A 14,076-nucleotide genomic window follows, 5' to 3' on the forward strand; every position below is an offset into this window, starting at 1 on the left:
CTGATGATCGCGACGAACAACGGCTCGTTCCCCTGGAGGACACCGGACACTCCCGACCGCCTCGAGGGGGCGGCGCTCGATCGGGTCACGCGCGAGGCGATCGACGCCCAGATCCGGGCCGGTCTCGACCTCGTGACCGACGGCCTCGTGCGCAGGACGGATCCGGTGACCCACGTGGCCGGGAGCCTGGAGGGGGTGGCACCGGGAGAGCAGCGGCAGGATCTCCCAGGGAGCGGTGGGTCGTACCGTGTGCCCGTCGTCCATTCGGAGGTCGCCTGGAAGAAGCCCATCCTGACCGAGGATTTCCTGTTCGCGAAGGGAGGCAGCAGCCGGCCGGTGAAACCGGTGCTCCTCGGCCCCTATACCCTCTCGCGCATCGCCGAGGACCGCGCATACAACGACCCGATGGCGCTGGCGGTGGGGTTCGCCATCGCGCTCAACCTCGAGCTGAAGGCGCTGCAGGCGGCCGGCGCCACCTGGATCCAGGTCGACGAGCCGGCGATTCTCCTGGAGAAGGAGGACTTCCCGACCTTCACCCGACTGTGGGAGGTCCTGGGACGCGGCGTCACCCTGAGGCTCTGCCTCCACCTCGAGGGCGGGGACATCCGGGGGATCTATCCCGGCATCGCGCGCCTCAAGCGTCTCGCCTGTCTGAGCCTCGACTGCGTGCGCGGTCGGGCGAGTCTCGACCTGCTGCGCGACACGCCGTTCCCGGAGACTCTCATGCTCGGCCTGGGCCTGGTGGACGGCGGGACCGAGCCCGCCGAGAGCGCCGAGGAGATCGCGTCGCTGCTGCGGTCCGTCCCGGGACTGCCGCCCGCCGATCGGCTCGTCCTCGGGACCGCCTCCGACCTGGGGCGGCTCCCCCCGGAGGCGGCCTTCGCCAAGCTCCGGGCGCTCGCGCGCGCGCGCGACCTGGGCTAGAGGCGTGTCCGGGGACGCATGCTATACTCCCTGCGAGGTCCGACACGAGTGTGGAAACAAGACACATTCCGAGCGTACCGCCTCGCGGCCGTCCTGGTGTGCGGGACGCTTCCGTCTGATGCTCGGGCGGCGGCTGCCGCCGCACCGCCTCCCGTCCCGCCGGCCGCACGCTCGGACGTGCGCCTCACGATCACCGAGAACGCCCTGCTCGACTGGCTCAAGGCGGCGACACCCTACACGTTCAGCGTCGGTAACCAGATCCTGAAGGTCGAGCTGACTCTCTCTGAGCCTCGCGAGCTGCAGCTGCTCGACTCGCGGGCGACCCTGAAGATTCGCCTGAGGGGGAACAGTCTTGGAGTGGACCAGGTGATCCAGCCGGTGTTCACGCTGAATCACGACGCGGCCCGGGGCAGGTATTACATCGTGGTCTCCAGTCTGCCGGTGCAGCTCCCGGGGTTCGGGGGCATCGACCTCAAGGATTCGTTTCCGAAATTCGAGGTCCCGGAGCTCCTCGAAGACCTCTACAGGTTCGGCGACCGCCCCATCGCGCTGAACCTCGATATCCGCCGCATCGCCGTGCTCGAGCACGCCCTCGAGGTCGGCGCCGATGTGAATTTCGCGCCCGCATCCACCGCGGCGACCCGCGGCGCCCGTTAGGAGAGCGCACATGATCGTGGACCTCGTGACTTTCCGCGTGAAGAACGGCAAGGAGCAGGAGTTCGAGGCGCTGAATCAGGACGCGCTGAAGCTGATGCGCAGGTCCAGGGGCTTCATCAGCCAGGTCATGCTGCGCAGCCTGGAGGACCCCGGGGAGTACCACGCGGAGGTCCGCTGGGTGAGCAAGGAGTATCGCGATCGTTTCACAGCGCGCGCGGACAGCGATACCACCGCACTGATTCAACGGGGCGCCTCGATCCTCGAGAGCGCCCCGGCCCACCGCCTGCTCGAGCCTGTTTGAGAGGGGAGGGGGCTAGCCCCCTCCGCCCCGACCCGCGGCGCGCCCCTGCGAGGCCAGGCGTGTCTCAAGAAAGGACACCAGGGTCGCCATCAGCCCGGGGTCCGTCGAGGTGAGCTCGAAGTGCGCCCCCGGTCCGGAGACGATCAGACTGCGCGGGGCTTCGCCGCCGGCGGGAACCGCCAGCGCGCGCGTCGTCGCGAGGGGTGTTCCCTCCTCTGAGCCGGCGATCAGGAAGACCGCGCCGGCGGGCAGACGCGCGAGAGAAGCGCGGTAGGCGTCGGGGCGTCCCCAGGGGGACATGAGGACCAGGGCCCTCGGGCGCGCGTCGTCTCCCTCCGGGAGCTCGGCGCGCGCCGCCAGGAGCGCCCCCAGGCCCCCACCGACGATCCCCAGCCTGCGCCGGTCGACTCCGGGCTGACGGGCCAGAAACACGAGACCGGCGCGCACGTCCCCCTCGGCGTCGCGCAGGCTGTCGCCGAGATGAGCGCTGAAAGCGTGCGCGTCGGGGAGGGACGTGCTGACGCTGGCCCCGTGGCCGCGCAGATCGATGGCCAGCGCCACGAGACCCCTCCCGGCCAGGGCGCTCGCCGCCGCGGCGCAGGCGGACCGGCTCGATCCCAGAGGATGGAGGAGGAGGACCCCCGCGGCCGGCGCGCTCGCGGCCGAGGCTCCACCGGCCGGACGATCCCGCGGACGATAGAGGGACCCGTACAGCGTCTGCCCGTCGGCGGCCTGGAGCCTGACCAGTCTTGCCCCGGCCGCTTCCGTCTCCCTGCGGTCCGCGTCCAGGAGATCCCTCAGGCCGGATTCGATGCGTCGATCGATCTCCCTCGCGTAGGCGCGTCCCCCCTCCCGCCCGATGGCGCGAAGCGTTTCGCGCAGGGCGGCGTCCGTGCCTCGTGTCTTCAAGTAGAGATCGAGGTCGATCGCGACCGCCTTGTCCCGCTCGCCGATTGCGTGGTACGCCTCCGCCAGGTGTTCCTGGATGACGCCCACACCGGGGGCCAGTCTCGATGCCTCCTCGAGGAGGGCGACAGCCAGGGGCAGGTCGCCCCGCATCCTGTAGGCCCACCCCAGAGAGTCCTTGATGAACCCCATACGCCGGGGGGCGTACTGCCGCTCCTCGGCCAGGCGCACCGCCGTTTCGAGGACGGTGACGGCCCGGTCCGGGTTCATCCGGTTGCGCGCGTAGAGGTACCCGAGGGCGTTCAGGAGATCGGGATCGTCCGGGCTGGCCCGCACCGCGCGCTCGTACCACGACGCCGCGATGTCCGGCCGGCCGGCGCGGGCGTGGAATTCGGCGAGGATGCCGCAGGCGCGCACCAGGCTCGGGTTGGTCTTCGGCTCGGGATAGGCGCGCACGAACTCTTCGAGGGCTGCGGCCTCCTCGGCGGCGGGCAGATCGCGCGCCAGGATGTCCTGGAACGCCCTGCGCGCCGCCCGGTGCGTTTCCTTCTCGCAGGCCAGGTGAGGGATCAGGGCCGCCAGGATGATGCCGACGGCGACGCGGGCGGTCACACCCCTCATTCGCCCGCCTGCCGCGGACCGGGAGCGTGCGCGGGTCCCGGGCCGACCGCAACCGCGCTCGCCGGCAGCGTGAGCGTCACCACGGTGCCACGCCCCGGGCGCGATCGAATCTCGATCGTGCCGCCGTGCTCTTCGACGCTCCGGCGCGCCAGGCCGAGGCCGAGGCCCGTGCCGCCGCTCTTGGTCGAGAAGTAGGGCTCGAACAGCCGTGGAAGGATATGCTCCGGGATCCCCTCGCCTGTGTCCGTGACCAGGATGGCGACCCGGGCGTCTCCGCGTCTTCCGCGAGCGACCGAGGCTCCGACCACCAGCCTGCCGCCAGACGGCATGGCCTGCAGCGCGTTTTCGATCAGGTTGATCAGGGCGCGCACCATGACCGCCCTGTCCACCGTGACGAGCGGCAGGTCGGCCGGCACGTCGCTCTCGATCACGATCCCCGCCGGCGAGGCCTTGACGTAGGGTGCGAGCGCCTCCGCGATGAGAGCGGCGACCGCGAGAGGTTCCGGACGCAGCTGCGGCAGCCGTGCGTAGGTGGAGAACTCGAAGGCGATCTCCCGCAGCACGGCCACCTGCTTCTGGATGTTGTCGAGACAGGCGTTCAGGACCGACTCGAAACGCGCGTCCTTGGCCTTGAACACCCGTCGCACGTGCTCGACCGACAGCTGGATCGGCGTGAGCGGATTCTTGATTTCGTGCGCCACCCTCCGGGCCATCTCCGCCCAGGCGGCCAGACGGCCGGAGCGCACGATCTCGGTGACGTCCTCCAGGAGGACGATCAGCCCCGGCGGCCGTCCTTCCTCCGGAGCGAAGGGTATGAACACGGCCCGCATGCGGCGCGGCCCCGCGCTCTCGAGGCCCGAGGGTGGGTCCGCGCTCGGGCGGGGCATTTCCACCTCGACCTCGCCCTCGGCCTGTCCCAGAAGCGCCCGGCGCAGGGCCGCGAGGAGAGGCGCTACGGCGGGATCGCGCGCCAGGTGCCCGGGGAGATCCTGCCCGCCCTGCGGCGCGCCGAGGCTCCCGGTCAGGAAACCCTGCGCGGCGGGATTGATCGTGATTATCGTCCCCGAGCCGTCGATCGACACGACACCGGTCGTGGCGCTGCGCAGGATCTTCTCGATGTAATCGCCGCGACGCCTGAGGTCGTCGCGTTGACGCTTGAGGGAGCCGGCCATGCGGTTGAAGGCATCGACGAGGACCCTCGTCTCGTCCCCGCCGGATCGTTCGACCCGGACGTCCAGATCGCCCGTCGCGACGCGGCGCGCGGCGCGCGACAGCAGGGCGACCGGCCGGGACACCCGCCGCGCCAGGAGGTTGCCGACGATCGCCAGAAGGAGGATGGCGAAGCAGGTGACGATCAGGACGGCGTCCTCGATCTCTCCTTCGCGGCGGGCGGCCACGCGGCTGTGCTCGATGAGGGGGATGGTGATGGCGCCGATGGTCCCCTGGCGGTCGATGCGCATCGGAGCCGCCAGGGTCAGGAAATCGAGGTCGCCCGACTTCTCCTCGGCCAGGAAGAACGGCTCCCGCTCGAGGTAGATGGCGCGGTAGGACTGTCCGTTCATGCGCTCGTCGAGCAGACCCGAGCTGTAGAGCTCGCGGGTGCTCGTCGCCAGCAGCTCGGCGTCCCGGTACACGTTGATGTCCTGCCGCACGATTCGCCCCAGCCAGAAGACCACGTCGTCGTCGATCACCCCGCCCTCCTCCGGGCGGGTGACGGTGAGGTAGTCCTCGGCCACGTGCCGCGCCACCTGCAGCGAGGCGAGCCCGGACGTAGTGATGTCCCTGTCGATCTCGCGTGTCGTCGATCGTGTGGCGAAGAAGGCGAGGGTCAAAAGAGGCAGCAGTCCGGCGATGAGGAACACGGTCACCAGACGCCGCGAGTAGGTGGCCCCGAGGGTCAGCCGCGGCAAGCGGGGGCGGGCGGCCCAGGCCACGGCGCGGGCGACCCCGGCGACCAGAAGCGCCAGAAAGCCGTTCAGGAGGAAAAGACGCAGCGTACCGGCCAGGATGGTCGTGCGGCTCGGGTGCAGGTGGGCCAGGGCGAAGATCTCCTTCGGCCCGCGGAAATACAGGATGAACGCCTGGCCTCCCCGCAGATCGTCCGTGCGCCAGGCGCGCCCGGACTTGTCCACCGCGGCCAGCGTTTCCGGGGAGGGTGCGGGGATCTCGCCGCCCGATTCGTAGAGCGGTGCCAAGGACGGCGTGAAGACGGCGACGAGCGGCTCCGTTCGCAGGATCTCGGGACTGCCGCGCGAGGGGGCGGGCGCCCGGAACAGCCCGGCGCCCAGAGTCCCGCCGCCGAGGATCGGCAGGTTGTCGTAGTCGTCCGACACGGTCAGGACGACCAGGAGCGGCAAGCGCGCGCCACCGACCCAGAACGCCCCGACGATCGCCGGCTTGTGCACCGTCATCTCGGGGCGCGACGGCAGCTCGACGACGCCCCGACCGACGGCGGCCCGGGCCTCCTCGAAGGGAACCTCGAGCATCGGCGCGAAGTCCAGGGCGAAGCGGCCCAGCAGCGCACCATGGGAATCGAAGACGCGAAGGGACGAAGCCAGGCCGCGATCGGCGACCGGTGTCGCGTGCCAGAGACGGTAGGGCGCCGAATCGGATCCCTCGGCGGCGAGGGCCGCGACCGCCGCGAAGTCCGGATCGCGGGCCAGAGACAGGGCCTCGCGCAGGGCCTGGCGGCGCATCTGCTTCTGGTCCAGCACCAGAGGCCGCAGCTCGTGATCGAAATAGGCCCGGCGCAGACGATCGTACGAGTGGTGCAGGACGGGGCCGTACGCGATCGTCAGGAGAAGCACCAAGCCGGCCGACCGGAGCGCGAACGGGATCCCCTCCGACTCGGCCCCCCGCAACAGGCGGAGCAGTCTCCAGTCGCCGGGACGGTCCGCGTGACGCAGGGCCAGCTCGAGAAGCGCGAGCAGCACGAATCCCGCCCCCAGGACCAGCAGGAAGAGCGACGCCTGCAGCAGGAAGCGCGGCGACAGCAACTCGCCCGGCTCCACGCGGCTCACGTCGACCCGCGCGTCGACCACCAGGCGATCCAGCACCACACGCAGGGTGGCCCCGGCCGCGCACGCGACTACGACGGTCGCGAGGAGCGCAGCACGCCGTGTCCGCCGACGCCGGCCGGGATGCTCCTCGGTGCGCATCGAGCGCAGCGCCAGCCCGAAGATCCACGCCTGGGCGCAGCAGATGGCGGCGGTCAGAAGAAGATCGGCGGGCGAGCGCAGAAGTCCCGCGTACCCCGAGGAGGCGTAGATCGAGATGTCGTAGGCGGCGAGGCGAGGCAGACTCGAGGGGTCGGCCATGATGAGCAGGATGAAGCGGATCGTCCACAGTGCGAGCGACCCGGCGAGGACCCGCCCGATCGGAGAACGGATGACGCCGGCCCGGAGCGGAAGACACCAGCCGAACAGGACCGCGGCGGCGGCCGCGAGTCCGCCTGCCAGGCGCAGGTGGCGGCGACGATCGCCGATCTCCTGGGTTGCGCGGCGATCCCGCAGGTTGACGATCGCGAGCCGTCCGCCATCCGGGGCGCGCAGCGGAAAGGCGAGGGACAGCGCCCCTTCGCCGCCCAGGCGTCCCCAGTGGCGGTCTCCCTGCCGCTCGAAGAGCTGCGCCAGGTCATCCATCTCGGAAGGGTTCTCCCGGAATCGGACGGTGGCGGGGCCCGCATCCCGCCAGCGCGGCAGGAAGGACAGCTGCGCTCCCGCGGCGTCCCGGGGCTCTCCCTCCCCGGGCGGCTCGAGCACGAACTCCGCGACCCAGCGCGTGCCATCGCCGGAGCAGACCGCCGCGTACAGGCGGCGCGAGGCTTCGCGGCCCCCGATCCCGTAGACCGGCCCCGGACAGGGCCGGGCCAGGAGGGTCCGCGGCGCTTCCGAGCTGTTCCCGTCCCACGCCACGACGGACCCATCGTCCCGGTAGATGGACGAACCCAGAAGCTCCTGGGGCAGGACGCTCGACGAGCGCACGCGCTCCGCGAGAACGAACGCGGAGCGACGATCTGCGAATGGAGCGCGGCCCCGCTCGAGCGGCCGGGACAGGTCGGCGAGGAACGACCCGAAATCCGCTTCGATGGCGCGGGCCTGAGTCTCCAGCCGCTGCCGCGCCGAGGCGTCCCAGCGCTCCCGGATGAGACGGGCGCCGCGGTTCTCCAGCAGTCCGAGCCCCCCGAGGGCGAGGCACCCCGCGGCGATCGCCAGAAGAGGCGCGCGCAGGCGTCCGGCGCGGGGACGCCATGGCCACACGGCGACGAGCGGGGGAATGCCGGCGCACACCATCAGCGCGATCCGCTGCGATGGTCCCAGCAGGGCGAAGCCCCGCGACAGATCGACGCACGACGCGATGAGGACCAGCCCTTCGAAGACCAGGAGGAGGATGGGGGTCGCACGCAACAGGGCCGCGGCGGCGCCGGGGACGGCCGTGTCGCTGGGCAATCGCGTGGCTGACATCGGGTGTCGGAGAGGAGGCTGCTCGTCTCCCCGGGCGAATCGTTATGCTAATCTACGCCCGCCCGTGAGTCAACAAACGTGAGCCCCGACACGCGCATCGTCCGCGGGCATCCTGTCCGCGCGCATCAGCCGGAATCTTCCCTGGACCGGTGGGGCCTGCGCGCCATGTGCGCGACGCTCGTCGTCCTGGTCCTCTCGTCTCTGCCCGCGCGCGCCGGGAAGCCGGACGGCACGGCCGGAGCCGCCGCCTTCCGTCATGTGCTGGAGCTGGCGGGCAAGGTCGGCCCGCGCAGGAGCGGCACGGACGCGGACGGGCGCGCCATCGAATACGTGGCCCGCGAGATGGAGAGCGCCGGGCTCGCCGTCACCCGGCAGGCCGTGCCGATCGCGACCTTCGACGAGGGGGAGCGATCGGTCGGCTCGTGGAACGTGATCGGCGAGCTGCCCGGAGCCACGCGCGACACCATCGTCCTGGCGGCGCACCACGACTCGAGGAACGTGGCGGTCCCCGGAGCCAACGACGATGCTTCGGGTCTGGCGGTCCTCCTGGAGGTTGCGCGCATCGTGGTGCGTGGGCCGCACCGGCTGACCTATCGCTTCATCTCCTTCTGCGCGGAGGAGGAGGGGCTCCTCGGATCGCGTTACTACGCCGAGCACTCCGACCTGTCGCCGGTGCGCGTCATGATCGCGCTGGAGATGGTCGGCCGGGGGGAGCTTCTCGTCGGTCCGGTCCCGGAACCGCCCGCGCTCTGGGCCCAGCGTCTGCTCCTGCGCGCCGCCCGGGAGACCGGGACGCGGGACGTCGTGGCGCGACCGCTCTGGACTCTCGCTCCGAGGTTCCTCGATCTGCCATTCAGCGCCGACCACGAGGCGTTCCTGGAGCGGAAGATCCCGGCGTTCCTCGTCCTCGGAACGTTTCCGGCCTGGGCCTACCACACCACGGAAGACGGGGTGAACGGGGTGCGCCCGGCGGCGCTCGATCGGGCCGTGCGGGTCGTCGGCCGAATCCTGCAGGACCTCGACGCGTCGCCCGCCACGGATGAGGACGATCCGCACTATCTTCCCCTGATGCTGTTCGGGAGGGGATTTCTGCTTCCCTCGAACGCGCTGCTGATCCTCTCGTGCGCGGCCCTCCTCGGCTGGGGTCTCCTGGCGCTCGTCCGCCTCCGGGTCGTCGCCAGGCCTCGCGCCATCATCGAGACCTTGCGGGTGCTGATTGTGACCGGGGCGGCGACCGCGATCGGTCTGTCCGGCCTGTTCCTGTCCGAAAGGGTCATGGAGCGGATCCACGAAGTGCGCTATCCCTGGATGGCGCACCAGGGACTGCACGTCGCCCAGGGGATCGCCTGGACGCTGCTCACCTCCTGGCTCGGTCTCAACCTGTTCCGACGGATCAAGCCGACCGTCGAGCCCGGTCCCTATCTGGCGGCGGCGTTCATCGTGCCGGTCGCCTGGGTGGCGGCGGCCCTGCGGGGAGGGTTTCCCGAGATCGCGGCCATCATGGCGGTGCCGATCCTGATGCTCCTGGCCTCGCGCAATTTCGACAGCACCGGCCGGAGGCTCGCACTCGGTCTGGGCGCCGCGGCGCCGTTCTTCTGTCTGCTGGCGCTCCGGGACTACCGCACGCTGGTCGACCTGGGCGGCGTGTCGCCGTCCCCTCGCCTCCTGTTCGGCATCCTGTTTTCGGTCACGTTCCCTCTGGCGTTGTACCTGGCGCACGTCGCCTCGTACCAGGACTGCCTGCACAGCCGCGTCTGGTGGTGGCTGTCCGGGCGTCACGTCGGTCTGGCCGCTCTCGCCCTGTCGCTCGTCCTCCTGGGTGTCAACGCGATCCTGCCGTCCTACGACTTCCGGAACCGCCAGGTGGTGAGAGTCCGGGAGCGGGTCGATCTGAACGGCAGACGGGCCGTGGCGACGATCCGATCGACCGACCGCCTGCGCGGCGTGCGCCTCCAGGGTGGGGGAGGCCACGCCGTCGATCCGGAGGAGACGACGGAGCGCATCGAGATGCCGTTCCCCGGCGATGAGATCGACTTCGCGGCCGACGCCGTCCAGACGACCGGCGCCGGCGAAACACTCGTCACGACGCACCTCACGGCCCCTCTCGCGACCGACCGGGTCAGCTATGTCTTCTCCTCCCGCTCCGGGTTCCGTGTGCCGGGACGCGGCGAAACACTGCGCCACCGATACACCTTCAGCGAGATCGCACCGCGGCGCGACCCGATCGGCACGTTCCGTCTCGTCCTTTCCGAGGGGGGCGACCTGTCGCTCGAGCTGAGGGCGGACTTCGAAGAGGATCTTCTTGGGCTCCGGCCGTCCTCGGACCTGCCGCGCGTTTTCGTGCACCAGGCGACCATCGAAGGATCGCGACACCTCCTGGGCCCGGCGCGCGCCACAGCACCGCGCCCCGCGGAGGGCGCGCCCGGCGACCGTTGATCTGATAAGATCACGCCCTTCCCCGACCGGCCGCGCGCCGGCGGGCGGGAGTCAGCATGGACGCGCCGCTCGAGGCGGATGAAAGGATCGACACGGTCGGCCTGTACTGCCCCGTGCCGATCATCAAGACCGCGGAGAGACTCAGGAAGATGGGAGCCGGACGGACCCTGGAGATCCTGTCGGACGACCGCGTCATTTTGATCGACATGCCGGCCTGGTGCCGCTCCACCGGGAACGACTATCTGGGTCACAGACAGGAACGGGGAGAGTACCGGTTGTTCGTGAGAAAGGCGCGCCAGGGAGGGTTCACTCGATGACCGATCGACCGGCGGGGCGACCGGAGAAGGTGCGGGCGATCGGTCTGCTCTCCGGGGGCCTCGACAGCACGCTGGCCGCACGCGTCCTTCTCGAGCAGGGGATCGAAGTCATCGGGCTGCACTACTCCACCGGGTTCTGCATGAACGATCATCGCCGGGCGATGGCCCGACCCGACGAGGATCCGAAGCGGATGCGCAACGAGGGGCTGCGGGCCGGTGCGGATCTCGGCATCCCGATCGAAGTCCTGGACGCCGGCGAGGCCTATCTCAAGATGGTCCTGAATCCGAAGCACGGATACGGCGCCAAGGCCAATCCGTGCATCGACTGCCGCATCTTCATGATCCACGGAGCCGCCGAGTACATGCGCGAGCATGGCGGACACTTCGTGTTCACCGGTGAAGTCCTCGGGCAGCGGCCGATGTCGCAGCACATGCAATCCCTGCGTCTCATCGAGAAGGAATGCGGGATCGAGGGATACCTCCTGCGGCCGCTGTCCGCCAGGCATCTGCCGCCCACGCTGCCGGAGCAGCTCGGCTGGGTGGAGCGCGACAGACTCCTCGGGATCTCCGGCCGATCGCGCAAGGAGCAGATGGAGTGGAGCCGCACCTGGGGGATCAGCGACTACCCGCAGCCGGCCGGGGGATGCTGCTATCTGGCCGATGAGAACTTCGCCCGCCGCTTCCACGACAAGAAGCTCTACAGCGAACCCGATCAGATCCGGCAGGACGAGATGATCCTCCTCAAGGTGGGACGGCACTTCCGTCTGTCGCCTCAGGTGAAGATCATCGTCGCCCGCGACCAGAGCGAGAACCAGTTCCTGTCGCGCTTCGAACTCCCCGGCTGGCGATTCGAGGCGCTCGACTGCGGCAGCCCGATCACCGTCGTCGAAGGGGAGCCGGACGACGACCTCAAGATCCTGATCGCTTCGATCACGGCGCGTTACTCCGACCGCCGCCACGAGGCGCTCGTCGAAGTGGCGGCCCGCCGGGACGGCCGCGAGGAGCGGCTGCTGGTGCCGCCGGTCGCCGACCAGGTGCTCGAAGGGTACCGCCTGTGAGATCGGACCCGGCGTGTCCGCGGGCGCGGCCCGCCGATGCTATAATCCCGCGCGGTGCGGGCCGTTAACTCAGCGGGAGAGTGCTATCCTCACACGGTAGAAGTCGCTGGTTCAAATCCAGCACGGCCCACCACGCCTTCATCGCGCCGTTCGTTTCCGAAAGTGGGCGGCTAGCTCAGCTGGGAGAGCGCCGCGTTCGCAACGCGGAGGTCGAGGGTTCGATCCCCTTGCCGTCCACCAATCCTGTCCCTGAACGGAACCGCCTTCCCTCGAGACGGCCTGGCGCCCGCACCCCGATTCGTGGTAGATGAAAAGGGACAACCCGCGGTCGACGGTCGACTGCGGGCGATGCAGGAGGTCCTCGGATGCGCCGTCCCTCGAACCTGGCTGTGCGTTGTGCGGCGTTGGTGTTCGTGACGGTTCTCCTGGCGGCGGTCCTTGCTGCGGCCCCGATGCCGGCACCGTCGCCTTACGCGTCCGCACTGTCGGGTCTGTTCGCCGGGAGCGTGTACGCCGCACCGTCCACCTGCGGAAACACCGGCTGCAACCGCTTCGGGCATTGCTCCAAGGTCCACGGCTACAACTGCCGGTTCGCAGGCGGCGAGTGCCAGCAGACGGCCTGCTGATTCTCTGAGCACCCCGGGTAGCCCGGCGATCCGCGGGCGCTCTTCCCCCGGCGCCTGATGCGGGTGTGAACGCACGATCCGCCGACGGAAGAGGAGACGACTCCCATATCCCTGCCCGCCGACCGCCTACGGGGAGAGTTCCCCGCGCTCGAGACCGGCATTCATCTCCTCAGCCACAGTCTCGGCCCGGTGCCGCGGGCCGCGCGCCGGGCGCTTCTGACCTACGTGGATCTCTGGGAACGCCAGGTGCGCGAGGACGTCTGGACGGAGCACTGGTGGGACCTGTCGGCCGAGGTCGGCGATCTCATCGCGCGTGTCCTGGGCGGGAGGCCCGGCACCGTGCAGGTGCAGCCCAACACGTCCGTGGCGCTCTCCACCGTGATCTCGTGCCTCGATCTGGGCGCGGGGCGCAGACGGAAGGTCGTGACCTCCGCCCTGGACTTTCCGACCACGGGGTACGTCTGGCAGGCGCAGCGCCGGTCGGGCGTCGAAGTGACGATCGTTCCCTCCGACGACGGCCTGACGACGCCGATGGACCGGCTGCTGGACGCCATCGACGAGAGCACGGCCCTGGTGTCGCTGTCGCACGTGTCGTACAGGAGCTCGCACCGTCTCGACCCGCGGCCGATCGTCGAGAAGGCGCGCCGCGTCGGCGCCCTCGTCCTCCTCGACACCTACCAGTCGGCCGGTGTCCTCGAGATGGACGCGGACGGCTGGGGGGTCGATTTCATGATCGGCGGCACGATCAAATGGCTGTGCGGAGGTCCCTCCTGCGGCTACCTGTACGTGAGGCCCGATCGGATCCAAACGCTCGAGCCTCGACTGACCGGCTGGTTCGCGCACGCGGAGCCGTTCCTGTTCGAGCACGCCCCGATGCGGTACGACGCCTCGGTGCGGCGGTTCGCCCAGGGGACGGCCAACGTTCCCGGCCTGTACTCGTGCCGGGAGGGGCTGCGCATCGTCCTGGAGGTCGGGCTGCAGGCGATCGCGACCGAGTCCCGGCGCCGGACGGCATGGCTCATCGAGGCGGCCCGTCAGCGCGGCTTCACCGTGAACAGTCCGGCTCAGGACGGTGAGCGCGGCGGAGTCGTCATGATCGCCGTCGAGCGCCCCGGAGACATCGCCCTCCGCCTCAGGGAGCGCGGCGTCCTGGTGGACTGGCGTCCCGGTGTCGGTCTGCGTCTCGGGCCGCACTTCTTCAACACGGACGACGAGGTGCGGGAAACCCTGGATGTCCTCGGGCGACTTCTTCCCTGAATCGCCCGCCCGCGAATGGGCGGGTGGGAGGGCGTCCCCGGGGAGACCCCTGCGCGCGGCGGCCGGGGACGCCATCCCGGGCGATGAGCCCGCGCATCCCGCCGACCGCGGGGCGGCGGCGGGGGACACTCGCGAACGCCGCGCCCAAGGCGCGCCACATCCTTCTTGACGCACCCCCTCCGGCGACGTATATCTGGCGGCGATTCATCCGGGAGAACAATCGATGGCCGGTCCGCTGACGCCGGCCGCGCGGGCGCAGGACGCCGACCTGGCGCGCTGCCCTGGGTGCGGCTCCGGGGATCTGTTCACGATCGAGATCGCCCGCCCCCAGGGGATGGCCTGGCGCGGCGTGTACTGCGCCGGAGAATACGATCGCGATCGCCGGCGCTTCCTGAGGCGGAGCTGCGGCTACGCCGGAGCCGCCGTCGAAGAGGTGCCCGAAGCGAGCGGGAGCCGCCCTCCGACACTATCCGTGGCGGGCGGGGAGGACGTGCGCGCCTCGTGACGCGG

At 70.3% G+C, this 14,076-nt stretch carries 11 protein-coding genes and 2 tRNA genes; 11 read left to right on the forward strand and 2 right to left on the reverse strand.

Going from position 1 to position 14,076, the window contains the following annotated elements; genetic code table 11:
- Positions 1–3: 3 nt before the first annotated feature.
- The 3 genes from VEW47_13280 to VEW47_13290 all read left to right on the forward strand — a co-directional run bounded on the left by VEW47_13280 (position 4) and on the right by VEW47_13290 (position 1,882).
- Entirely contained in the window at positions 4–924 is a 921-nt protein-coding gene (locus tag VEW47_13280; GenBank protein ID HYS06158.1) for a hypothetical protein, read from the forward strand.
- A gap of 177 nt (positions 925–1,101) precedes the next feature.
- Positions 1,102–1,581: a hypothetical protein gene (locus tag VEW47_13285; protein HYS06159.1), complete on the forward strand. Its 480-nt coding sequence runs from the start codon at positions 1,102–1,104 to the stop codon at positions 1,579–1,581.
- A 10-nt stretch (positions 1,582–1,591) separates the two neighbouring features.
- Positions 1,592–1,882 (forward strand): antibiotic biosynthesis monooxygenase family protein, encoded by a 291-nt coding sequence (locus VEW47_13290; protein ID HYS06160.1) that lies wholly within the window; start codon positions 1,592–1,594, stop codon positions 1,880–1,882.
- A gap of 12 nt (positions 1,883–1,894) precedes the next feature.
- Here VEW47_13290 and VEW47_13295 read toward each other — a convergent pair whose 3' ends face one another.
- Together VEW47_13295 and VEW47_13300 are read right to left on the reverse strand one after the other, a co-directional pair.
- A complete protein-coding gene (locus tag VEW47_13295) occupies positions 1,895–3,409 on the reverse strand; it encodes an alpha/beta hydrolase (protein ID HYS06161.1) in 1,515 nt (504 codons plus the stop codon).
- The gene (locus VEW47_13300) at positions 3,406–7,872 is read right to left on the reverse strand and encodes an ATP-binding protein (GenBank protein HYS06162.1); all 4,467 of its coding nucleotides are present in this window, start codon (positions 7,870–7,872) and stop codon (positions 3,406–3,408) included. The genes VEW47_13295 and VEW47_13300 overlap by 4 nt, the downstream gene beginning before the upstream one ends.
- A 78-nt stretch (positions 7,873–7,950) precedes the next feature.
- Here VEW47_13300 and VEW47_13305 point away from each other — a divergent pair, with 78 nt between their 5' ends.
- The 8 genes from VEW47_13305 to VEW47_13340 all read left to right on the forward strand — a co-directional run bounded on the left by VEW47_13305 (position 7,951) and on the right by VEW47_13340 (position 14,071).
- On the forward strand, positions 7,951–10,308 hold the full coding sequence (locus tag VEW47_13305; GenBank protein HYS06163.1) for a M28 family metallopeptidase: 2,358 nt from the start codon (positions 7,951–7,953) through the stop codon (positions 10,306–10,308).
- A 56-nt stretch (positions 10,309–10,364) separates the two neighbouring features.
- Positions 10,365–10,625, forward strand: a complete 261-nt coding sequence (locus tag VEW47_13310; GenBank protein HYS06164.1) for a sulfurtransferase TusA family protein — start codon at positions 10,365–10,367, stop codon at positions 10,623–10,625.
- Positions 10,622–11,683, forward strand: a complete 1,062-nt coding sequence (locus VEW47_13315) for a hypothetical protein (protein ID HYS06165.1) — start codon at positions 10,622–10,624, stop codon at positions 11,681–11,683. Before VEW47_13310 ends, VEW47_13315 begins: the two co-directional genes overlap by 4 nt.
- 58 nt (positions 11,684–11,741) lie before the next feature.
- Positions 11,742–11,816, forward strand: a tRNA-Val gene (locus VEW47_13320).
- Positions 11,817–11,847: 31 nt separating this feature from the next.
- A tRNA-Ala gene (locus VEW47_13325) sits at positions 11,848–11,923 on the forward strand.
- 125 nt (positions 11,924–12,048) lie between these two features.
- A complete protein-coding gene (locus VEW47_13330) occupies positions 12,049–12,309 on the forward strand; it encodes a hypothetical protein (protein ID HYS06166.1) in 261 nt (86 codons plus the stop codon).
- 189 nt (positions 12,310–12,498) lie between these two features.
- Positions 12,499–13,566, forward strand: a complete 1,068-nt coding sequence (locus VEW47_13335) for an aminotransferase class V-fold PLP-dependent enzyme (protein HYS06167.1) — start codon at positions 12,499–12,501, stop codon at positions 13,564–13,566.
- A gap of 223 nt (positions 13,567–13,789) precedes the next feature.
- The gene (locus VEW47_13340; protein HYS06168.1) at positions 13,790–14,071 is read left to right on the forward strand and encodes a hypothetical protein; all 282 of its coding nucleotides are present in this window, start codon (positions 13,790–13,792) and stop codon (positions 14,069–14,071) included.
- Positions 14,072–14,076 lie beyond the last annotated feature (5 nt).

It is taken from the genome of Candidatus Dormiibacterota bacterium (genome assembly GCA_035635555.1).
GTDB lineage: Bacteria > Acidobacteriota > Polarisedimenticolia > Gp22-AA2 > Gp22-AA2 > Gp22-AA3.